The organism is Streptomyces sp. NPDC001513 (assembly GCF_042894695.1).
Lineage (GTDB): Bacteria > Actinomycetota > Actinomycetes > Streptomycetales > Streptomycetaceae > Streptomyces.
This window is the reverse complement of record NZ_JBIAVU010000001.1, coordinates 496,245-518,251: the sequence shown is the minus strand read 5'-3', so window position 1 is coordinate 518,251 and position 22,007 is coordinate 496,245. Positions and strand designations below refer to the sequence as shown.

Annotated in this window: 19 protein-coding genes; 6 read left to right on the top strand and 13 right to left on the bottom strand. The window is 73.2% G+C overall.

What is annotated here, in order from left to right; translation table 11 throughout:
• Positions 1–46: 46 nt before the first annotated feature.
• Both ACFYZ4_RS02490 and ACFYZ4_RS02485 read right to left on the bottom strand, forming a co-directional pair.
• Entirely contained in the window at positions 47–2,983 is a 2,937-nt protein-coding gene (locus ACFYZ4_RS02490; protein ID WP_351286914.1) for an FAD-binding and (Fe-S)-binding domain-containing protein, read from the bottom strand.
• A gap of 40 nt (positions 2,984–3,023) precedes the next feature.
• Complete coding sequence (locus tag ACFYZ4_RS02485) at positions 3,024–3,476, bottom strand: MarR family transcriptional regulator (protein WP_351286913.1); 453 nt, start codon at positions 3,474–3,476, stop codon at positions 3,024–3,026.
• 179 nt (positions 3,477–3,655) lie between these two features.
• Here ACFYZ4_RS02485 and ACFYZ4_RS02480 point away from each other — a divergent pair, with 179 nt between their 5' ends.
• Entirely contained in the window at positions 3,656–5,518 is a 1,863-nt protein-coding gene (locus ACFYZ4_RS02480) for an ABC transporter ATP-binding protein (protein ID WP_351286912.1), read from the top strand.
• Positions 5,519–5,581: 63 nt separating this feature from the next.
• Positions 5,582–6,445: an endolytic transglycosylase MltG gene (gene mltG, locus ACFYZ4_RS02475; RefSeq protein WP_390782769.1), complete on the top strand. Its 864-nt coding sequence runs from the start codon at positions 5,582–5,584 to the stop codon at positions 6,443–6,445.
• A gap of 35 nt (positions 6,446–6,480) precedes the next feature.
• On the opposite strand, the gene ACFYZ4_RS02470 is transcribed toward mltG, so the two are convergent.
• The 10 genes from ACFYZ4_RS02470 to ACFYZ4_RS02425 form a co-directional block, all read right to left on the bottom strand.
• Positions 6,481–7,548 (bottom strand): FAD-dependent oxidoreductase, encoded by a 1,068-nt coding sequence (locus ACFYZ4_RS02470; protein ID WP_390782768.1) that lies wholly within the window; start codon positions 7,546–7,548, stop codon positions 6,481–6,483.
• A gap of 57 nt (positions 7,549–7,605) precedes the next feature.
• The gene (locus tag ACFYZ4_RS02465) at positions 7,606–8,700 is read right to left on the bottom strand and encodes an LLM class flavin-dependent oxidoreductase (protein WP_351286909.1); all 1,095 of its coding nucleotides are present in this window, start codon (positions 8,698–8,700) and stop codon (positions 7,606–7,608) included.
• Positions 8,700–9,743 carry an ABC transporter substrate-binding protein gene (locus ACFYZ4_RS02460; protein WP_390782767.1) on the bottom strand — a complete coding sequence of 348 codons (1,044 nt, stop codon included), beginning with the start codon at positions 9,741–9,743 and terminating at the stop codon, positions 8,700–8,702. Before ACFYZ4_RS02460 ends, ACFYZ4_RS02465 begins: the two co-directional genes overlap by 1 nt.
• 38 nt (positions 9,744–9,781) lie before the next feature.
• Complete coding sequence (locus ACFYZ4_RS02455; RefSeq protein ID WP_351286906.1) at positions 9,782–10,510, bottom strand: ABC transporter ATP-binding protein; 729 nt, start codon at positions 10,508–10,510, stop codon at positions 9,782–9,784.
• Positions 10,483–11,349, bottom strand: coding sequence for an ABC transporter permease (locus ACFYZ4_RS02450; RefSeq protein WP_390782910.1), 867 nt, complete (start codon positions 11,347–11,349; stop codon positions 10,483–10,485). Before ACFYZ4_RS02450 ends, ACFYZ4_RS02455 begins: the two co-directional genes overlap by 28 nt.
• Before the next feature lie 203 nt (positions 11,350–11,552).
• Positions 11,553–11,621, bottom strand: a complete 69-nt coding sequence (locus ACFYZ4_RS02445) for a putative leader peptide (protein ID WP_351433102.1) — start codon at positions 11,619–11,621, stop codon at positions 11,553–11,555.
• 111 nt (positions 11,622–11,732) lie between these two features.
• The gene (locus tag ACFYZ4_RS02440; protein ID WP_390782766.1) at positions 11,733–13,121 is read right to left on the bottom strand and encodes a cytochrome P450; all 1,389 of its coding nucleotides are present in this window, start codon (positions 13,119–13,121) and stop codon (positions 11,733–11,735) included.
• Positions 13,122–13,213: 92 nt separating this feature from the next.
• The gene (locus ACFYZ4_RS02435) at positions 13,214–13,891 is read right to left on the bottom strand and encodes an HAD family hydrolase (RefSeq protein WP_390782765.1); all 678 of its coding nucleotides are present in this window, start codon (positions 13,889–13,891) and stop codon (positions 13,214–13,216) included.
• 45 nt (positions 13,892–13,936) lie between these two features.
• On the bottom strand, positions 13,937–14,416 hold the full coding sequence (locus ACFYZ4_RS02430) for an Lrp/AsnC family transcriptional regulator (protein WP_384344955.1): 480 nt from the start codon (positions 14,414–14,416) through the stop codon (positions 13,937–13,939).
• 25 nt (positions 14,417–14,441) lie between these two features.
• Positions 14,442–15,200, bottom strand: coding sequence for a YoaK family protein (locus tag ACFYZ4_RS02425; RefSeq protein ID WP_390782764.1), 759 nt, complete (start codon positions 15,198–15,200; stop codon positions 14,442–14,444).
• Between the two features lie 70 nt (positions 15,201–15,270).
• On the opposite strand from ACFYZ4_RS02425, the gene ACFYZ4_RS02420 reads away from it, so the two are divergent.
• The 4 genes from ACFYZ4_RS02420 to ACFYZ4_RS02405 all read left to right on the top strand — a co-directional run bounded on the left by ACFYZ4_RS02420 (position 15,271) and on the right by ACFYZ4_RS02405 (position 19,661).
• Positions 15,271–15,864 (top strand): histidine phosphatase family protein, encoded by a 594-nt coding sequence (locus tag ACFYZ4_RS02420; protein ID WP_351286896.1) that lies wholly within the window; start codon positions 15,271–15,273, stop codon positions 15,862–15,864.
• 50 nt (positions 15,865–15,914) lie between these two features.
• Positions 15,915–17,423: an APC family permease gene (locus tag ACFYZ4_RS02415; protein WP_351286895.1), complete on the top strand. Its 1,509-nt coding sequence runs from the start codon at positions 15,915–15,917 to the stop codon at positions 17,421–17,423.
• Between the two features lie 9 nt (positions 17,424–17,432).
• Positions 17,433–17,861, top strand: coding sequence for a universal stress protein (locus ACFYZ4_RS02410; protein WP_351286893.1), 429 nt, complete (start codon positions 17,433–17,435; stop codon positions 17,859–17,861).
• 297 nt (positions 17,862–18,158) lie between these two features.
• On the top strand, positions 18,159–19,661 hold the full coding sequence (locus ACFYZ4_RS02405; RefSeq protein WP_390782909.1) for an FUSC family protein: 1,503 nt from the start codon (positions 18,159–18,161) through the stop codon (positions 19,659–19,661).
• Here ACFYZ4_RS02405 and ACFYZ4_RS02400 read toward each other — a convergent pair.
• Entirely contained in the window at positions 19,651–21,948 is a 2,298-nt protein-coding gene (locus ACFYZ4_RS02400) for a HelD family protein (protein ID WP_390782763.1), read from the bottom strand. The genes ACFYZ4_RS02405 and ACFYZ4_RS02400 overlap by 11 nt on opposite strands.
• Positions 21,949–22,007: the final 59 nt, after the last annotated feature.

Below are 22,007 nucleotides of genomic sequence, written 5' to 3'. Positions count from 1 at the left end.
CGTGGACGGCGTCGTGCCTGTCCAGAGGGGTCGTGCGCCCCGGCGTTCAGGGGCGGGTGGCGTGCTCCAGTTCGATCAGCGCCGAATGATAACTCCGCCCCGTCGCCCGGTCCATGCCCACCTCGCACATCCGGTTCGCCGACAGGTGCGCGTCGAAGGCCCGCGCCGTCACCTCGGCCGCCTCGCGCGCGGTGGCCGAGGCCGTCAGCTCCGGGTGCAGCATCCCCCGGTCGCCCGCGAAGGCGCAGCAGCCCGCGTCGTCCGGGACCACCACCTCCTCGGCGCAGGCCCCGGCCACCGCCCGCAGCTGCGCCTCGTCTCCCAAGTGGCGCATCGAGCAGGTGGGATGGACCACGGCCGAGGCGGCCGTGCGCCGGACCTCCAGGTGCGGCAGCAGTTCCTCCGCGGCCCACACGACCGAGTCGAGGATCCGCAGCTCCGCGTGGAGCGCCCGGTTGTCCTCCGTCAGGTACGGAACCACCTCGTGCGCGATGCCCAGCGTGCAGGAGGAGGCGTCGACGATCAGCGGCAGCCGTCCGCCGGCCGTCCAGCCCCAGGCCGCCTCGACGATCCGGTTGGCCATCTCCCGGTTCCCGGCGTCGTAGCCCTTGGAGTGCCAGATCGTCGCGCAGCAGGTTCCCTTCACGTCGCGCGGGATCCAGACGGGCCTGCCGGCGCGCTCCGACACGGCCACCACGGCCTCCGGCAGGGAGGGGCCGGGACGGCCCCCGGATCCGCCGAAGATCCGGTTGACGCAGGCCGGGTAGTACACGGCCGCGGCGCCCACCCGGCGGGTCGCGGGCAGGCTCCGCGCGGCGGCGCCGGGGATCTGCGGGAGCCACCGTGGCAGCAGGTCCGGTCGTACGGCCTTCCGCGCGGCCCCCGTGACCGCTTCGAGCGCCCGGTCCCCGACCCGACGGGAGAGGTGGTCGGCGGCGGCCACCGTCAGCCGGGCGGCGGCCTCGACGGTCCGGAACCGCCGGGCGGCCAGTGCGGCGACGGCCTCCTCGCGCGCGCTGTGCCGGCGGTGGCGGAAGTCCTTCATCAGCGCTCCGGTGTCGATGCCGACCGGGCAGGCCAGCCTGCAGGTGGAGTCGCCCGCGCAGGTGTCCACCGCGTCGTGGCCGTAGGCGCCGAGGAGCCCGTCCAGCACGGGGGAGCCGGGCTGCTGGCGCACCATCTCGCGGCGCAGCACGATCCGCTGGCGCGGAGTGGTCGTCAGGTCCCCGCTGGGGCAGGTCGGTTCGCAGAAGCCGCACTCGATGCATGGGTCGGCCACCGCCTCCACCCGCGGAATGGTCTTCAGGCCGCGCAGATGGGCCCGCGGGTCGCGGTCGAGGAGGATGCGCGGGGCGAGCACCCCGTCCGGGTCGACGACCCGTTTGGTGCGCCACATCAGCCCCGCAGCCCGGGGACCCCATTCCAGTTCCAGGAAGGGGGCCATGTTGCGCCCGGTGGAGTGCTCGGCCTTCAGGGACCCGTCGAAGCGCTCCACGGTGAGCCGGCAGAAGGCCTCCATGAAGGCCCCGTACCGCTCGACGTCGGCCGGGTCCGCCGCGTCGAAGGCGAGCAGGAAGTGCAGGTTCCCGTGGGCGGCGTGGCCGGCGACGGCGGCGTCGAAGCCGTGCTCCGCCTGGAGTTCGAGGAGCGCCTCGCAGGCTTCGGCCAGCCGGGAGGGCGGTACCGCGAAATCCTCGGTGATCAGGGTGGTGCCGGGGGCGCGGGCTCCGCCCACGGCCGTGACGAAGGCCTTGCGGGCCGTCCAGTAGCCGCCCACGGTCTTCGGGTCACTGGTGAAGGCGTTGGTGACCGAGGCCACCGGGGCGATCAGGTCGAGTCCGGCGAGGGCCCGCGCGGCCCGGAGTTCGCAGGCCGCCCGGCCGGCCTCGTCGGGGGCCCGGAACTCCACGAGCAGGGCGGTCGTGTCCCCGGGCAGGTCCGCCCAGTCGGCGGGAACGCCCGCGACGCTGACCGAGGCGCGCAGGGTGTTGCCGTCCATCAGCTCCACGGCGACGGCGCCCGCCTCGTTGAAGACGGGCACGGCCGCGGCGGCGGCGGGCAGCGAGGGGAAGAACAGCAGGGCGGAGCAGACCTCGCGGTCTAGGGGGAGGGTGTCGAAGACGACCTCGGAGATGAAGCCGAGGGTGCCCTCCGAGCCGACCATCAGCCCCCGCAGGATCTCGACGGGGGTGTTGCCGTCGAGGTAGGCGTCGAGGCGGTAGCCGGTGGTGTTCTTGATCTCGTACTTGGCGCGGATCCGGGCGACCAGCGCGGGGTCGGCCTCGATCTCCTTCTTGATCTCCATCAGCCCGTGGCACAGGGCCGGTTCGGCGCGCGCCAGCTCCTCGTCGGCCAGCGGGTCGGCGGTGTCCACGACGGTGCCGCCGGGCAGTACGACGGTGAGGGAGGAGAGCGTGCGGTAGGAGTTGCGCGCGGTGCCCGCGGTCATGCCGGAGGCGTTGTTGGCGACGACCCCTCCGAGGGTGCAGGCGAGGGCGCTGGCCGGGTCGGGGCCGAGGATCCGGCCGTGCCGGGCGAGGGCGGCGTTGGCCCGCACCACGGTGGTGCCGGGCCGGATCCGGGCCCGCCGGCCCTCCTCCAGCACCTCGATCCCGGCCCAGTGGCGGCGTACGTCGACCAGGATGTCCTCGCCCTGGGCCTGGCCGTTGAGCGAGGTCCCGGCGGCCCGGAAGACGACCTCGCGCCCGCGGCCGTGGGCGTACGAGAGCACCGCGGAGACGTCGTCGATGTCCTCGGCGATCACCACGACCTGGGGCACGAACCGGTAGGGGGAGGCGTCGGAGGCGTAGCGGACCAGGTCGGAGACCTTCCACAGCACCTTCTCGGCGCCCAGCAGCCCGATCAGCTCGCCGCGCAACGGCTCCGGGGTGCCGCCGGCGCGGTGCGCGGGGACCCGGTCGGGGGAGGGGCCGCCGATGCCGCGCGGGCGCAGGGTTCCCGGCTTCGGTTCCAGCAGCGGCATGTGTGACCCCTCGCCTCGTCGAGGCCCACGGGTGGCCTATTCAGCAGGTGCGCTCCGCCGGCGCGTCCGACAGGGCGTTCAGCAGGCCGCCGAGCACGTCGCGCTGGTCGGCGGTCAACGGAGCCAGGATCTCCTCTGCCGCGTCGGTTCGCGCGTTGCGCAGACGGCGCAGCGTGGCGCGGCCGGTGTCGGTGAGCTCGATCCGGATGACGCGCCGGTTGGCGGGGTCGGGCGCCCGGCGCACGCACTCGGCCGCCTCCAGGCCGTCGACGAGGGTGGTCACGGCGCGCGGGACGACTTCCAGGCGTGCGGCGAGGTCCGCCATCCGGGGCGGCTGCTCGCCCTCGTAGTGCGAGACGAGGCGCAGCAGTCGACTCTGGGCGGGAGTGATCCCGAGCGGCTCCATGTGGCGCTTCTGGATCCGGTGGAGCCTGCGCGTCAGGCGCAGGAGCTGTTCGGCGAGGAGGCGATCGGTGTCGGAGGCGGAGCTCATGCGGGAACAATATCAGGATGCGGTTCATTGTGAGTATAGGTAACAATGACCTATGCTCCAATGGCGCCGACTTTGCCGAACCCGGCGTCGAACCCGGCGTCGAACCCGGCTCCGGACCGGCTCCGCGAAGACCTCGACCGCCGACCTGACCCCTGACTCCCGACCCTGAGAGGGTGCCCATGCCGCACGACGAACCGAAGTGGATCCCATCGAAAGACCCGCTCGATCCGGCCCGCCCCGCCCCGGCGGAGCAGCCGCGGGAGCTGCGCCGCATCGTGGCGCTCTTCCGCCCCTACCGGGGCCGGCTCGCCGTCGTCGGCCTGCTCGTCGGCGCCTCCTCGCTGGTCGGCGTCGCCTCGCCGTTCCTGCTGCGGGAGATCCTCGACGTCGCGATCCCGCAGGGCCGCACCGGGCTGCTCAGCCTGCTCGCGCTCGGCATGATCCTCACCGCCGTCGTCACCAGCGTCTTCGGCGTGCTCCAGACCTACATCTCCACCACCGTCGGCCAGCGCGTCATGCACGACCTGCGCACCGCCGTCTACGCACAGCTCCAGCGGATGCCGCTGGCCTTCTTCACCCGGACCCGCACCGGTGAGGTGCAGTCCCGCATCGCCAACGACATCGGCGGCATGCAGGCCACCGTCACCTCCACCGCGACCTCGCTCGTCTCGAACCTGACGGCCGTCATCGCCTCCGTCGTCGCCATGCTGGCGCTCGACTGGCGGCTCACCCTCGTCTCGCTGCTCCTGCTCCCCGTCTTCGTGTGGATCAGCCGGCGGGTCGGCCACGAGCGCAAGAGGATCACCACCAAGCGGCAGAAGCAGATGGCCGCCATGGCCGCGACGGTCACCGAGTCGCTCTCGGTGAGCGGCATCCTGCTGGGCCGCACCATGGGCCGGTCCGAGTCGCTCACCTCGGCCTTCGCCGAGGAGTCCGAGAAGCTCGTCGGCCTCGAAGTGCGTTCCAGCATGGCCGGCCGCTGGCGGATGTCCACGATCGGCATCGTCATGGCGGCGATGCCCGCACTCATCTACTGGGCCGCGGGCCTGGCCCTCCAGACGGGCGCCCCCTCGCTCTCCGTCGGCACCCTCGTCGCCTTCGTCAGCCTCCAGCAGGGGCTCTTCCGGCCCGCCGTGAGCCTGCTGTCGACCGGTGTGCAGATACAGACCTCGCTCGCCCTGTTCGCCCGCATCTTCGAGTACCTAGACCTGCCGGTGGACATCACCGAGCGCGCCGAGCCGGTGCGCCTCGACCGCGCCAAGGGCGAGGTCACCCTGGAGGACGTGCACTTCGCGTACGACGCCAAGAGCGGACCGACCCTCACGGGGATCGACATCACGGTCCCGGCCGGCGGGTCCCTCGCCGTGGTCGGCCCGACAGGATCCGGCAAGAGCACGCTCAGCTACCTCGTCCCCCGGCTCTACGACGTGACCGGCGGACGGGTCGCCCTCGACGGGGTGGACGTGCGCGACCTCGACTTCGACTCGCTGGCCCGTTCCATCGGCGTGGTCTCCCAGGAGACGTACCTCTTCCACGCCTCGGTCGCGGACAACCTGCGCTTCGCCAAGCCGGACGCCACCGACGAGGAGATCGCCGAAGCGGCCCGCGCGGCGCAGATCCACGAGCACATCTCGTCGCTGCCCGACGGGTACGACACCCTGGTCGGCGAGCGCGGATACCGGTTCTCAGGCGGCGAGAAGCAGCGGCTGGCCATCGCCCGCACCATCCTGCGCGACCCGCCGGTGCTGATCCTCGACGAGGCCACCAGCGCCCTGGACACCCGCACCGAGCACGCCGTCCAGCAGGCCATCGACCACCTCTCGGCCGGCCGCACCACCATCACCATCGCGCACCGCCTCTCCACCGTCCGCGACGCCGACCAGATCGTGGTCCTGGACGCGGGCCGCATCGCCGAGCGCGGTACCCACGAGGAGCTGCTGAAGGCGGACGGCCGGTACGCCGCCCTGGTCCGCCGGGACCGGGATGCCGCGCTGGCGCCCGAGCCGCCCGAGGGCCTCCAGCTTGCTCCGGTGAATGTGTGACCGTATGACCGGCACACAGGCGGGATGTCGGAAATATGATGATTCGCGGGTTAGCGTTGGCGCATGCGTCATGAGTACCTGCCGCCGCAGCGCCGTTCCCGGCTCACCCGCCGGGGCCGGCTGGCGCTCTTCCTCGGCACGCTGCTGGCCCTCGGTGCCGCAGTCCTGATCCCGCTCTTCAGGCAGGGGGAAGCGCCGGAGAAGCCACGCCGGTTGGTGATCCCCGAAGGGTGGCGCGCCCCGCAGGTGTACGCCGCCATCGACCGCGAGCTGAAGATCCCGCCGGGCTCCGCGAAGTCGGCGGCGACCACCGCCGCGCTGGCCCTGCCCGCGGAGGCGAAGGGCAACCCGGAGGGCTACCTCTTCCCGGCGACCTACCCGGTGACCTCGAAGTCCACCCCGGCCACGCTCCTCGCGCACATGGTGCGGACGGCGAACGAGAAGCTCGCCACCAGGGCCGTCGCGGACGGCGGCAAGGCCCACGGGATGACCCCGTACCAGACGGCCACCCTGGCCAGCATCATCGAGGCGGAGGCGGAGGGCCGCGCCGACATGGGCAAGGTCGCACGGGTGGTCCACAACCGGCTGGCGAAGTCGATGCCGCTGCAGATGGACTCCACCATCAACTACGCGCTGAACCGCAGCACCGTGGACACCAAGCTGAGCGACACCCGTATCGACAGCCCCTTCAACACGTACGAACGCCAGGGCCTGCCGCCCAGCCCGATCGACAGCCCGGGCCTGGGGGCCATGGCGGCCGCGGTCGCGCCGACGCCCGGCGACTGGCTGTTCTTCGTCACCGTGAAGCCGGGGGACACCCGCTTCTCGGCGACCTACGACGAGCACAAGAAGCACGTGGCGGAGTTCAACCGGATCCGCGCCCACGCGGGTCCCCGCGCAGGTCAGGGCGGCGCCCCCGGGAAATGAGGGGCGCCGTCCCCGAGCTCGGACCCGTCCCCGGGTCAGGCCGCGGGCGAGCCCACCCGTTCGCGGGCCAACAGCCGGCGGATCTCGCGCACCGCGGCCCCGCCGGCGCGGTTGGCGCCGATGGTCGACGCCGACGGGCCGTAGCCCACCAGGTGGATCCGCTCGTCGCGCACGGCCCCGGTCCCCTCGACCCGGATGCCGCCACCCGGCTCGCGCAGGCGCAGCGGGGCCAGGTGGTCGACGGCCGCACGGAATCCGGTGGCCCACAGGATGACGTCCGCGTCCACGCGGCTCCCGTCCGCCCACACGGCGCCGTCGGCGGTGATCCGGTCGAAGACGGGCCTGCGGTCCAGGACCCCCGAGGCCAGGCCGGCCCGGACGGCCTCGTTCAGCGGGAGCCCGGTCACGCTGACCACGCTCTGCGGCGGCAGCCCCCGGCGCACCCGCTCGTCCACCAGGGCCACCGCGGCCCGGCCCTCGGCCTCGCCGAAGCCGCCGTCGCGGAAGACCGGGGGCCGCCGGGTCACCCAGGTGGTCTCCGCCGCCACCTCGGCGATCTCCAGCAGGTGCTGCACGGCCGACGTGCCGCCGCCCACGACGATCACCCGCGCGCCCGCGAACTCCTGCGGCCCCGGGTAGTTCGCCGTGTGCAGCTGCCGGCCGCGGAAGGTCTCCTGGCCGGGGTAGCGCGGCCAGAACGGCCGGTCCCAGGTCCCCGTGGCGTTGATCAGGGCCCGGGCCGACCAGACGCCGGCCGAGGTCTCGACGCGCAGCCGGCCGCCGTCCCCCTCGCGTACGGCCGAAACGTCCACGGGACGCCGTACGCGCAGGTCGAAGCGGTCCTCGTAGGAGGCGAAGTACTCCCCGATCACCTCGGACGAGGGGCGCAGCGGGTCGGCGCCGACCAGTTCCATGCCGGGCAGGGCGTGCATCCCGTGGACCCTGCCGTAGGTGAGCGAGGGCCAGCGGTACTGCCAGGCCCCGCCGGGGCGCGGCGCGTGGTCCAGGACCACGTGGTCGAGCCCCGCCCGCGTCAGGTGGTAGGCGCTGGACAGGCCCGCCTGCCCGGCGCCGACGACCACCACGTCCACGTCCCGCGTCATATCGTTCACGGTTCTACCAACTGGCGGGGGGTGCGGGATCTTCCCCGCCTGCCCGGCCTACGGCGCCAGCAGCCCGCGCGCGGCCAGTTCCGGCGTCACCCCCTCGCCGAACCAGTAGGCCTCCTCCAGGTGCGGATAGCCCGACAGGACGAAGTTCTCGATCCCGAGCGCGTGGTACTCCTCGATCCGGTCCGCGACGTCGCCGTGGCTGCCGACCAGCGCCGTGCCGGCCCCGCCGCGGACCAGTCCGACCCCCGCCCAGAGGTTCGGCGAGATCTCCAGCCTGTCCCGCGAACCGCCGTGCAGGGCGAGCATCCGCTGCTGCCCCACCGACTCGCTCGCACCCAGCAGCGACTGCGCCCTGGCGATGTCCGCCTCGTCCAGATCGGCCAGCAGCCGGTCCGCCGCACCCCAGGCCTCCTTCGCGGAATCCCGCGAGATCGTGTGCAGCCGGATGCCGAAGCGGACCGTCCGCCCGCGCTCCTCGGCCAGCGAGCGGATCCAGTCGATCTTCTCCTTCACCTGCTGCGGAGGCTCCCCCCAGGTCAGGTACACATCGGCGTGCTCGGCGGCGACGGGCCCCGCGGCCGCCGAGGAACCGCCGAAGAAGATCTCCGGCAGCGGATCGGGCGGCACCGCGGTCAGCCCGCCGTCGATCCGGTAGTGCTCGCCGTGGAAGTCGTACGGCTCCCCGCGCCAAGCCCCCCGTACGACGGACAGGAACTCGGCGGTCCGCTCGTACCGGCGGTCGTGGTCGAGATGGTCCCCGAAACGCCGCTGCTCCGCCGAATCGCCGCCCGTCACCACATTGAGCAGCAGCCGGCCCCGGGTGATCCGCTGGTAGGTCGCGGCCATCTGCGCGGCGAGCGTCGGCGAGATGACCCCGGGCCGGAAGGCCACCAGGAACTTCAGCCGCTCGGTGTGCTGCGAGAGCGCCACCGTGGTCAGCCAGGCGTCCTCGCACCAGGTCCCGGTGGGGGTCAGCACCGCCTCGAAGCCGAGCCGCTCCGCCGCCTTGGCGATCTGCGCGAGGTACTCGATGTCCGGCTCGCGCACCCCGGGAGCGGACGTGTTGTGGGCGTACGCGTGCCGGTCGACCAGGGTGCGGCCGTCGCCGCCCGTCGGAAGGAACCAGTGCAGACGGACCGTCATCAGGAGGCCTTCCCGTACGAACGAGGGGCGGTGGTGGAGGGCGGCAGGGCGCCGTTGAAGCGGGTGTCGACGAAGTCCTTGAAGACGACCTTGCCGGGGATCAGCTTCAGCTCGGTGAAGGTGTCGGCGATCTTCTGCTCGGAGACCACGGCCGCGTCGTCCACGGCGACCGGGACCCGGGTTCCGTTGCTGCGCTTGACCGCGTCGAAGGCGACCTCGTACGGCAGGCCGGTCTCCTTCGCCCAGACCTTCGCCCACTCCTCCGGGTGCGCGAACACCCAGTCCTGGGCGCGCTGGAGCCGGGTCAGGTAGTCGCCGATGGCCTTGCTCTTCGCCGGGTCCTCCAGGGCGGCGGGCGCCGCCACCTGGAAGCCCAGGCCGTTGACCACGCCCTCGCCCGAGACCAGGACGCGCGCACCGGTGCGCAGCACCTGGGAGGTGTACGGGTCCCAGACCGCCCAGGCGTCGACCGCGCCGCTGTTGAAGGCGGCCAGCGCGTCGGCGGGCTGGAGGAAGTTGACGGTGACGTCGGCGGGCTTCAGGCCCGCCTGTTCGAGGGACGCGATCAGCTGGAAGTGCGCCGAACTGCCCTGTGCCACGGCGATCTTCTTGCCGCGCAGTTCGGCGGGGTTCTGGAGGGCGGAGCCCTTCGGGACGAGGATCGCCTCGCCCGCGGAGGAGCCGTGAGTGGCCGCCACCACGGCGATCTTCGACTTGGCGGCCGCCGCGAAGACCGGCGGGGTGTTGCCGACGCCACCGATGTCCACGGCCTTGGCGTTGACGGCCTCCAGCAGCGGCGGACCGGAGGTGAAGGTCGACCACTTGATCGTGTAGTCGAGCTTGTCCAGCTCGCCGGCGGCCCGCAGCAGCGACTCGTTCCCACCCTTCTGGTCGCCGACGTTGAGCGTGACCGCGGTGCCCTTGCCGTCCTTCCCCTCCTGGCCGGCCGCGCCCGTGTCGGCCGCGGAGTTCCCGCCGCAGGCGGAGAGGGCCAGGGACAGCGGGACGAGGGCGGCGAGCAGGGGCAGCGTATGGCGTCTCATGGGGATCTCTTCGTTCTCTTGAAGGGGAGGAAAGGTGTTCAGCCGACGCCGAGTTCGGCGAGCAGGCGGGTGCGCAGCGCCGCGAAGCCCGGATCTCCGACCTCGCGCGGCCGCTCCAGCGGGACACGGGTGTCGTGTGAGATCCGGCCCTCGCTCATCACGAGGATGCGATCGGCCAGCAGTACGGCCTCGTCCACGTCGTGCGTGACCAGCAGCACCGCGCAGCCGCGCCGCTGCCACAGCCGGGCCACCAGCTGCTGGGCCTTGATCCGGGTCAGGGCGTCGAGGGCGCCGAACGGCTCGTCCAGCAGCAGCAGATCGGGTTCGCGCACCAGCGCCCGGGCGAGCGAGGCCCGCTGCGCCTCGCCGCCCGACAGGGTCTTGGGCCAGGCGTCCTTGCGGTGTTCCAGCCCGACCTCGGCCAGGGCCCGTTCGGCGCGCTCGCGGTCCGGCCGCCCGGGCAGGCCGAGCAGGACGTTGCGCCAGACCCGCTTCCAGGGCATCAGGCGGGGCGCCTGGAAGGCGACGGCCCGTCGCTCCGGGACCAGCACCTCGCCCTCGATCTCCCGGTCCAGGCCCGCCAGTACGCGCAGGAGCGTGGACTTGCCGCAGCCGCTGCGGCCCAGCAGCACGGTGAACTCCCCGGCCCGCAGGGTCAGATCGAGCCCGTCGATGACGGCCCGGCCGTCGAAGGAGCGGGTCAGTCCGGCGACCCGGACGGCCGTACCGGGCTCGGTGACTACTGCCCCGTGAACGTCGGTCGCCATTGCAGCAGCAGCCTTTCGAGAGTGCGGACGACGAGGTCGGCGGTCAGACCGAGGAAGGCGTAGACGACGAGGCAGACGACGATCACGTCCGTACGGAAGAACTCGCGCGCCTGGTTCATCAGGAAGCCGATGCCGGCGTCGGCGTTGATGGACTCGCCGAAGACCAGGGCCAGCCAGGCGGTGGCGAGCGAGTAGCGCAGCCCGGTCATGAAGCCGGGCAGCGCCCCCGGCAGCACCACGTGCCGCACCAGCCCCCAGCGGCCGAGCCCCAGGGCGCCGCCCGCCTCGATGAGTTGCTCGTCCACTCCGCGGATCCCCGCGTACACGTTCAGGTAGAGGTGGAAGGCCGTGCCGAGTGCGATCAGCGCGACCTTGGGGGCCTCCCCGATGCCCATCCAGATGATGAACAGCGGAATGAGGCCGACCCACGGAACCGTGCGCAGCATCTGCACGCTCGCGTCGATCAGGTCCTCGCCGAGCCGCGAGAGCCCCGACAGCAGCGCGAGCACCGTTCCCGCCGTACCGCCGATCAGCAGCCCGATCGCGACGCGTTGCAGGGACACGGCCATGGCGCCGGGCAGGGTCCCGTCCGCGATCAGGTCCGCTCCGGCGGAGGCGATGGTCGACGGCGGCGCGAGGGTGTCGGCCGGAAGCCACCCGAGGCTGCTGGCCACCTGCCACAGGGCCAGCAGCAGCAGGGGGCCGGCGGTCCGGCGGATCCAGCGCGGCACGGGCCGCCGCCGCGCGGAGGTCGGCACGACGGCGACCAGCGCCGATGGCGATCCAGATGGTGATTCAGGGGATATGTCGGGCGCGGGCGGCGCATGGCTGATGCTGATGGTCATGGGGGCTCCACGGACGGGGAGGCAAGGAGAGGGGGCGCACGCGGCGGGGCCGTACCCGCATCCGTACGCACCGGTACCGGTACCGGGTACGGCGGGACGGGCCCGGCTACGGAACCGAGAGGATCAGCGGAACCGGCGGGTTCGCGGCATGCGGGAGAAGAGCGCGGAGCGCTCGTGACACTTCGGGAAAAAGGGCGTCAGCGGCCGCGGCGACACGCGGCGGAGGCCACCCGCAGCAGGTCGATGTGACCGCGCGTGGTGAGCATGGCTGAACGCAACATGCGGCGAAACGTAGCCACCCGGCCGGGCGGGGGTCAATGGTGTCTCGCCAGCTGGACTCGCCGTCTCCGATATCGGGACACCGATGTGCGGGTCCGTCAGTTTCCGTACGGTCCAGGGCCCGTGCCGGGGCCGGTTCCGCGCAGCATCGCCAGGACCGGACCGACCGGCTGCAGGGTGAGCCCGGGGAACACCCGGGCCCGCCCGCTCCCGCTGTCCAGGTGGAACCGCTGCCCCAGCACGGCCAGTACGAGCGCGGCCTCCACCAGCGCGAACCGCGCCCCCAGGCAGGCGCGCGGGCCCCCGCCGAAGGGGAACCAGGCGTGTTCGGGCACCGGATGGGGGGCGTCCGCGTCCCACCGCTCGGGGCGGAAGGCCTCCGGCTCCGGGAACCAGCGCGCGTCCCGGTGCATCGACCAGGGGCTGGTCCACACCGCCGTTCCCGCCGGCACCGCCCGCCCGCCGATGCTCGCGCCCTCCGCGGCCACCGCCGAGATCAGCCAGATCGGCGGATAGATCCGCAGTGCCTCCTTGACCACTTGTTGCGTCCACGGCAACCGCGCGTAGTCGTCGTACGTCGGCAGCCGTCCGCCGAGCACCCGGTCCAGCTCCTCCGTCAGCCGGGCCCGCGCGTCGGGGGCGCCCGACAGCAGCTGCCAGGCCCAGGTCAAGGTGGTCGACGTGGTCTCGTGGCCGCCGATGTAGAGGGTGATCGACTCGTCCCGCAGCTCCTTGCGGGAGAGCGGCCGGCCGTCCTCGTCGCGGGCCGCGAGCAGCCGGCTCAGCAGGTCGTCCCGCTCCGCGCCGGCGTTCGATGCAGCCTCGTGCTCCCGTATGACGTGCTCGATCTCGCGGTCGAGGACCGCCACGGCCTCCCGCATCCGGCGCCGCCCGGGCGTGCGCACCCACGGCGGCAGGAACAGCGTCAGCCCCCGGAACTCCGCCCCCAGCTCCCGCTGCGCCGTGGCCATCGCCGCGCTGATGGGCGCCTCCCGGCCGGCCGCGTCGCTCCCGAACAGCGTGCGTACCGCGATCCGCTGGGTGAGTCCGGCCATCTCCCGGTGCACGTCGATCCGTTCGCCCTCGCGCCAGCCGCCGGCCAGCGCGGCCGCGCACTCCACCATGGTGGCGGCGTACGAGCGCACCTGGCGCGGCCGTACGGCGGGCTGGACCAGTGCCCGCTTGCGCCGCCAGTCGTCCCCGGTGGCCACGACCACCCCGTCGCCCAGCAACTGGTGGAAGGCCCAGCCCAGTTCCATCGGCTTGAAGGTGGACTCGACGGCGGCCAGCAGTTCACCGGCGTGCTCGGGCCGGGAGACCAGCACGTTGCGCTGCGGGCCGAGGGCCCACGGCACCCAGTCGCCGTGGTCGTCGCGCAGGGATTCGAAGAAGGCCAGGGGATCGCGGGCGAAGGCGGGCAGGTTCCCGAGCAGGGGCCACCGGCGGGGTCCGCCGTTCCTGGTGCCCGGGGGCAGGGTCGCGGTCACGCAGGCATGGTGACAGCAGCCCCCGCAGGGCACCAGACGCGGGAGCCGCCGTTCATCCGCTCCCGCCCGCTCCCGCCCGCGCCGACGGGCCGTCAGGCCGTACGGCGCGCCGTCAGCCAGTCGTGCGCCGCGTCCGCGGTGAACTGCGCCCGTCCGCCCCGGAAGAGGAGTCCGGCCGGGGCGAAGGCCGGGTCGTCCGCGATGTCCGTCGCGTACGGGACCACGATGCAGCCCATGCCCGCGGCATGGGCGGCCAGCGCTCCCGGCGTCGCGTCCTCGACGACCACGCAGTCGGCGGGCCGCGCGCCCAGCCGGCGGGCCGCCTCCAGGAACACGTCCGGAGCGGGCTTGCCGTGCGCGACCTCCTCGGCGGAGACGACCGTGGTCAGCAGCGCGTCCAGCCCGGTGCCCGCCAGGACGGCGTCGATCGCCTCGAGCGAGGAGCCGGAGGCCACCGCCATCGGCACCCCTTCGGCGTAGAGCCGCTCGACGAACTTCCGCATCTGCGGGAAGACCTCGGTCCGGGTGCGGGCCAGCTCCAGGTAGGCCGCGTTCTGCTCGGCGAGCAGCTGCTCGACCGGCGCTGGGATCCCGTACCGCTCCTTGAGGATCTCCAGCGTCTCCATGGTGCCGATGCCGATGAAACGCGCGTGCTGTTCCCACGTGAAATCGGGGACTCCGTGCCGCTCCAAGGTGCGGCGCCCGGATTCGTAGTAGTTCGGTTCGCTGTCCACGAGGGTGCCGTCGAGATCGAATATGACGGAAATCATCCGCTGTGCCCGTCCTGCCGCTTGTGTCCTGTCTCAGTCATCCTGTCAGGTCTTGCGGGCGTTCCTCCCTACGGCTTCGACCAGCGGCAGCAGCCGGTGCGGGACCCGCTCGCGCAGCGCCACCTCCGTCCGCGTGCGGACCACGCCGGGCAGCTGGATCAGCCGCTGGATCACGTCCTCCAGATGCGCGTTGTCGCGGGCCGCCACGCGGGTCAGCAGATCCCCGCCGCCGGTGATCGAGAAGGCCTCGATGATCTCCGGTACGGCGGCCAGCGCGTCCCCCACGTCGTCCAGATGCCCCTGGGTGACCTCGATGTGGACGAAGGCCAGCACCGGGTGGCCCAGCGCGGCGGGGGAGAGGAACGGCCCGGTCCCCGTGATCACCCCGGTGCGCTCCAGCCGGTCCAGCCGGGCCTGCAGGGTCCCGCGCGCGACGCCGAGGATCCGGGCGTACTCGCGGACGCTGGTGCGCGGCTGCTCGATCAGCAGACGCAGGATTCGGGTGTCGAGCTCGTCCACCGCCATGCCGTGACTGTACCAATGGCCCAATTCAGCGCGATCGTTCCGGGCCGGGAGCGGGCCCGGTGTGCAGCGGGGGCTGCCCCCGGTAGGCCAGGCCCACCACCAGCACCGCGGCGGCGGTCGGCAGCAGGAGCCAGCCCACCGTGCAGCCGGCCCGGATCAGCAGCGCCCCGAGGGCCCCGCCGGTGAACATGGCGAGGACGGACAGGCCGCGCAGTTTCCAGCCGGCCGACCCGTATCCGTAGACGGCGTCGCGCCCCATGGCGGAGCCTCCGAGGAAGGCGGTCATGGACCGCGTGACCAGCGTCGTCGGCACACCCGGCACGTTCGCCCGCATGATCGTGGTGTTGCGCATGCCCATCGCCAGCGCCAGGACCGCCATCACCGCCAGGTGCCGCGGGGTCGGCGACCCGTACTGCGGTGCCAGCCCCCAGGCGGCGGCCGCGGCGGCCAGGATCAGTCCGGCCTCGACGATGAGGCCCATGACGAACCAGCGCCGCCCATGGGCCTCCGTCACGGACTCCAAGTGGGAGCCGCAGATCACCCCGAGGACGAACGCGGCCAGCGAGATCCCGGCGGGCAGCGTCGGCAGGTTGCCCGCCTGCGCGGCACCGAAGGCCAGGAACAGCACGTTGCCGGTCTGCATCGCCGTGAAGGCGGGCCCGAGCGCGAGCAGGCTCACCGCCTCGACCACCCCGGTCACCGCGGTCAGGGCGACCATCAGCGCCGGCATGTGCGGCGGGAGCTGCGAACCGGCCGTCCGCGCGGCCTTCCGCTTCTCGTCCATGACGCCCGACAGTGACACGCCCGCCCGCCTCCCCCGGCGCCGACATGCCGGAAGGCATAGGGTCCGAGGGGTGAGCGACCTGTTGCTGGTGAGGCACGGAGAAACATCCTGGAGCGCCGGCGGACGGCACACCGGACGCACCGACGTACCGCTGAACGCGGGCGGGATCGAGGAGGCCATCTCGCTGGCCCCCTACTTCCGGGACCGGCACCCGGCCCTGGTGCTGACCAGCCCGCTGCACCGGGCCGTCGCCACGGCCGAACTCGCCGGACTCGCCGGCGGGACCACCGACCCCGACCTCTACGAGTGGGACTACGGCGGCTACGAGGGCATCACCACCCAGGAGATCCGGCGGACCACCCCGGACTGGTCCCTGTGGACCCACGGCGTCCCGCCCGGCGACCCGGCGCACCCGGGCGAGAGCGCCGCCCAGGTCGGCGCCCGCGCGGACCGCGCCCTCGCCCGGGTCGCCCCCGTGCTCCGCGCGGACGGCGGCGACGTCGTGCTCGTCGCCCACGGCCACTTCCTGCGCGTCCTCACCGCCCGCTACCTGGGCCTGGAGCCCGCGGCCGGCCGGCTGTTCCTGCTGCGCACCGGCACGGTCAGCGTGCTCTCCACGGAACACGGGCTCCCGGTCATCGCGGGCTGGAACATCCGCCCCTGACCGGATCGTCCCGCCTCGCGCAGTAGTGCCGGGTGCGTGACGATTCGTACATGGGTCAGGACCGAACGGATGTCGAACACGAGCCGGACCACGGGGAAGAGGGCCTCAAGGCCAACGCGATCGGCTTCCTCGACGCGCTCGTCATCGGCCTGAACTCCACCTCGCCCGCCTACTCCCTGGCCGCCGTCCTCGGACCGATCGTGGCCCTGGTCGGGATCTACGCGCCGGGCGTGATGCTGGCCTCCTTCGTGCCGATGCTGCTCATCGCCGCCGCCTTCTACTACCTGAACAAGGTGGACCAGGACTGCGGGACGACCTTCTCGTGGGTCACCCGGGCCATGGGCCCCTGGGCCGGCTGGCTCGGCGGCTGGGCGATCGCCATGACGGGCGTCCTGGTCATCGGCTCGCTGGCGGACGTCGCCGTCAACTTCGGCCTGCTCGCCTTCGGGCTCGACGACTGGGCCGCCAATGCCTGGATCCGGCAGTCCCTCACCGTCGCCGTGATCCTGGTCATGACCGCGATCTGCGTCATCGGCACCGAGCTCTCGGCCCACCTCCAGGACGTCCTCATCCTCGCCCAGGTCTTCTTCCTGCTGGCCTTCGCGGTGGTCGCCATCTACCGGATCTACGCCGGCACCAGCACCCTGGAGGAGATCGAGCCCTCCCTCACCTGGCTCAACCCCTTCGGCGCGGGCGGCGCCGCCCTCACCGGCGGACTGCTGCTGGGCGTGTTCATGTACTGGGGCTGGGAGTCCGCGGTCAACCTCACCGAGGAGGTCGAGAACTCGGCCACCGCGCCCGGCAAGGCCGGAATCTGGTCGACGGTCATCCTCCTGGTCACCTACCTGTCGGTGTGCTTCGCCGTCGTCGGCTACGCGGGCACCACCTTCCTCGCCGAGAACGCGGGCGAGGAGGAGGCCATCTTCGCCGTGCTCGCCCACGAGGTCATGGGCGGCTGGGACTGGATGGTGCTCCTCGCCGTCTGCACCTCCGCGCTCGCCTCCACACAGACCACGATCATCCCGGCCTCCCGCACCGCCCTGTCCATGGCCCGCCGGCACGCGCTGCCGCAGCCGCTCGCGCACATCCACCACCGGTTCCGCACCCCGGACGTGAGCACGTGGTGGGTGGCCGGCATCGCCATCTTCTGGTACCTCGTCGTCAACCAGATCAGCGAGAACGCGCTCCTGGACTCCCTCACCGCGCTCTCCCTGCTGATCTCCTTCTACTACGCGCTCACGGGCCTCGCCTGCGCCGTCTACTACCGCCGCCACCTCACGGAGAGCGCGCACAACCTCCTGCTCATCGGGGTCGGCCCGGTGGTCGGCGCCGGACTGCTGATCTGGCTGCTGGTGGAGTCGATCGGAGACATGTCCGACCCGGAGAACTCCGCCGGGGGCGCCTCCTGGTTCGGACTCGGCCCGCCGCTGGTCATCGGGATCGCGATCGCCGTCGTCGGCGTGCTCGTCATGTGCTTCTGGCGGGTACGGGACGGCAGGTTCTGGCAGGAGCGGCGGGGCGTGGTCGACCCGGCACTCGTCCACACCGGGAAGCGCTGAGGAGCCCCGATGTCCGTGGTCCTTGGATACGACGAGTCGCCCGGCGCCGAACGGGCCCTGCACGTGGCGCTCGAGGTGGCCACCGCCTTCGGCGAGCCGCTCGTCCTCGTCTACGGCGCGGCCGCCCCGGGCGCCGCCGGCGAGGAGTACCGCGCCCACCGGGAGGCCGTCCGCCAGGCGGGCCGCAGCGCCCTCGCCCGCGCCGTCGAGGAGGCCGACGCCGCCGGTGTGCCCTCGACGGTCGAGGTGGTCGACGAGAAGCCGGCGCAGGCCCTGCTGGACGCCGCCGAGCGCCACCACGCCCGCGTCATCATCGTCGGCAGCTGGGGCGACAGCCCGATCCGCGGCGCCCTGCTCGGCTCCACCCCGCACAAGCTCCTGCACCTGTCACCCGTGCCCGTCCTGTGCGTGCCGACCGAAGGCGGCCCGGCGCAGTGACCCCGGGCGGCTGCCCACCGCACGGGAAAGCCGGTCCGTTGGTCTCCTGATGGCCGAAGATCCCCGCAGGTAGCTGTGCCAATGGTCCAGCGTCCAGGGGCCCGCTTGAGCCATTGCCCCTGCGGATGCTTATCTGTGGCGTATCCATGTACTTACGGCGCCGCGCAGCGCCGGACGGCAACGAGGCCGGTTCCGGAGCGCGGCGCCTTCGCCGTGCCCGTTCACCGCCCACCACCCCCGGGCGGCGCCGGGCCGGCGCGCACCACACGAGGGGGGCGGCACACCGCCGTGAAGAGGATGTTCGTGGCTCCGGATCCGGGGCGTCTGAGACTCAGGAACGCGGCCCGCGCGGTGATCGGCGTCGCCGCCGCCGTCGCCCTCGCCGAACTGTGCGGTCTCTCCCTGAGCGCCTCCATCACCGGGGGACTGGCGGCCCTGCTCGCCCTCTTCACCGTCACCGACGCGACCGTCCGCCGCCAGGCCGTCACCACCGCCCTGCTCCCCGCCGCCGGATTCCCGGTCCTCACCCTCGCCACCGCCCTGCACGGGCTGACCCCCGCCCGCGACGCGGCCTTCGTGCTCGTCGTCTTCTGCGGGGTCTACGCCCGCCGCTGGGGCCCGCGCGGACACGCGCTCGGGATCTTCGCGTTCATGAACTTCTTCATCACGCAGTTCCTGCACGCCGTCCCCGCCCAGCTCCCGGAGCTGTTCGCGGCCGTGGGCCTGGCCCTGGTCGCCGCCGGCGCCGTACGGTTCCTGCTCTGGCCCATCGAGCGGCGCACCCCGCCGCCCGCCGCCCCGGCACCGCTGCCCGGCCGGGGCCTGGCCCGGCCCACCACCCGCCAGGCCTTCCAGGCCACCGCCGCCTGCGCCGTCGCCCTCGCCATCGGCCAGGCGCTCTCCGAGGACCGCTGGTACTGGGCCGTCGGCACCGCCTGGTGGATCTTCGTCAACACCGCCTCGCGCGGCGAGACGCTCGTCCGGGGCTTCCGCCGGGTGCTCGGCACCGTCATCGGCGTGGCCGCGGGCGTACTGATCGCCATCCCGCTGAACGGCGCGCCCGCGCCCACCGCCGTCCTGGTCGCCGCCTGCGTCTTCGCGATCTTCTACACGGCCGCCGTCTCCTACAGCTGGATGATCCTGGCGGTCACCCTCATGGCGGGACTGCTGTACGGCCTGCTGGGCGTGCTGGACCCCGGCCTGCTCGTGCTGCGCCTGGAGGAGACGGCCGTCGGCGCGGTGTGCGCCGCCCTGGCCGTGGTCCTCGTGCTGCCGGTCACCACCCACGCCACGAACGACGCCTGGATCCAGCGCGCCCTGCACTGCGTGCACGCGGCCACCGCCCAGGCCGCCGCCCGCCTGGCCGGCTCCCCGACGGCCGACCCGGCGCCCCACGCCGCCGAGCTGGAGACCCTGCTGGCGCGGGTCCGGATGGCGCTCGCGCCGCTGGTCCACCCGCTCAGCCCGTTCCGCGCGCGCAAGGCCCGCGCCGGACAGGTCATCGCGCTGCTGGACGACTGCGCCCGCGAGGTGCGCGGCCTGGTGGCCGTCGCCGCCGACCCGGACGCGAGCCACGACGCCCGCCTCGCCGCGGCCTGCTGGCGCGTCGAGGCGGCGGTGGAGGCGCTGACCGCCGAGGAGCGGGGCGCGAGCGGGCCCGCCACGGCCCGTGAGACCGTGGCGCACACCGCCGCCTCCGGGCCCGCGCTCGCCCACCTGCACGGCCTGGAGCGGGCCCTCGCCGAACTCGCCGCCCCGCTGGGCAGCGACCCGCGGGCGCCGTTCGTCGTCAGCGCCTGACCAGCCCCCGCGCCGACAGCGCCAGCCCCGCCGGCAGCCGGCCGGCGGAGTGCACCACGCCGAGGGTCTGGGTGGCCCGGGTCAGCGCCACGTACAGGTCGCTGGGCGGGAAGTCGGCCGGCTCCACCACGACCACCGTGTCGAACTCCAGCCCCTTGGCCTGGCGCGGATCCAGCAGGACGACCTCCCGGGTCAGATCCGGCTCCGCGCCCTCCCGTACGCCCGGCAGTACGGCGGCCAGCGCGGCGTGCAGCGCCCGCGGCGCGATCACCGCGAGCCGCCCCTCCGCCGGCCGTTCCCGCTCCACGGCCTCCGCGACCGCCCCGGCCGGATCCCCGGTGGCGCGCGCCCACGGCCGTACCCCGGTCGTCCGTACCGAACGCGGCGGTTCGAAGCCGGGATCGCGCTCCCGCAGCACGGCCGCCGCCACCTCCATGATCTCGGCCGGCGTGCGGTAGTTCACCCCCAGCCGGACCAGCTCCCAGCGCTCGCCCACGTACGGGGAGAGGATCCGCTCCCAGGAGCCGCAGCCCGCCTCGTCGGCGGTCTGCGCGGGATCGCCCACCAGCGTCATCGACCGGGTGGGGCAGCGCCGCATCAGCAGCCGCCACGCCATCTCCGACAGCTCCTGCGCCTCGTCCACGATCACGTGCCCGAAGGCCCAGGTGCGGTCGGCCGCCGCCCGCTCGGCGGCGCTGCGGTGGTCGGCCTCCTCCTGGCGCTCGGCCATCCGCTCGGCGTCGATGATGTCGTGGGCCGCGAGGAACTCGTTCTCCTCGTCCTCGAACTCGTACGACTGCGAGCCCTCCGACAGGTCCAGCACCCCCTGCGCGTACGCGATGCGCTGCTGCCGCTCCCGTTCCTCGGCGGCGCGCCGGGCGCTGTCGTCCTCCCCGAGCAGCTCGGCCGCCTCGTCCAGGAGCGGCACGTCGGCCGGGGTCCAGTCCGGCCGCGCCGAGGGCGCGCGCCGGATCAGCCCCGCCTCGTGCGCGGACAGGTGCGTGGGGTCCGCCAGGAAGTCGCCGACCAGCTGCTCGGGGGTGAGCGAGGGCCACAGCGAGTCGATCGCCGCGTGCACGGCGGGGCTCATCGCGATCTCCTTGCCGAGCTGGGCCACGTCGTCCGACCCGAGCAGGTTCGGCCCGCCGTACGGATCGGCGCCCAGCCGGTCGGCGAGCTGCTCGGTGAGCGCGTCGATGATCCGGAAGGCGAAGGTGGGGCGCGCCTGGTTGTGCGGCAGCCCGGTGGCGCGGGCCCGGTCCCGCGCCTCGTACGCCATCGTGCGGTCCAGCAGCAGGGTCCCGTAATCGTCGTGGTCGATCTCCAGCGCGGGCTCGGGGACCGTGTCGTACTCCTCCCCGGTGCCCGCCGGCACGGTCTCCGGCAGGGCCTGCCGGTCGGCCACGACCCGGGCGAGGACCTCCGCCATCGCGGCCCGCCCCTTCACCGCGGCGGCCCCGGGCCGGTCGGTGCCGGTGGCGTGCACGCCCGGGAAGAGCTCGCCGGGGGTGGCGAGCAGTACGCCCGTCTCGCCGAGGGCCGGGAGCACCTCGCCGATGTATCCGAGGAAGGCCGGTCCCGGCCCGACGATCAGCACCCCGCGCTTGGCGAGCAGTTCCCGGTGGGCGTACAGCAGGTACGCGGCGCGGTGCAGCGCGACCGCGGTCTTCCCGGTGCCGGGTCCGCCCTCCACGACCAGCACCCCCCGGTGCGGGGAACGGATGATCCGGTCCTGCTCGGCCTGGATGGTGCGCACGATGTCGTGCATGCGACCGGTCCGGGCGGCGTCGAGCGCGGCGAGCAGCACGGCGTCCGCGTCGGCGCCCTCGTGCCCGGTGCGCTCCGCGTCGGTCAGGTCGAGGATCTCGTCGTGCAGGGCGGTGACCTCGCGTCCCCGGCTGCTGATGTGCCGGCGGCGGCGCAGCCCCATGGGGGTGTGGCCGGTGGCGAGGTAGAACGGGCGGGCCACCTCCGCGCGCCAGTCGAGCACCAGCGGTGTGCGTTCCGCGTCGTCCGCGCGGATTCCGATCCGGCCGATGTGGTGGTCACGGCCGTCGGAGAACTCCAGACGGCCGAAACAGAGGCCGTTCTCGCCCGTATTCAGCGCGGAAAGCAGGCCGGACTGCTCGGCGACCAGGACATCGCGTTCGAGGCGCGCCTGATACCCGCTCCCCACGTCGCGCAATGCCCCTTCGACCGCACGTTCGGCCTGGTCGCGCAGGTCGTCGAGGCGCCGATAGAGATCGGTGACGAATTGCTGCTCTTTTCGGAATTCCTCGGTTGACAATTACACTCCCACCGCGATACAGTGTCCTCGTAAGGTTCCTCGTGGCTTCGTTTTCCGCG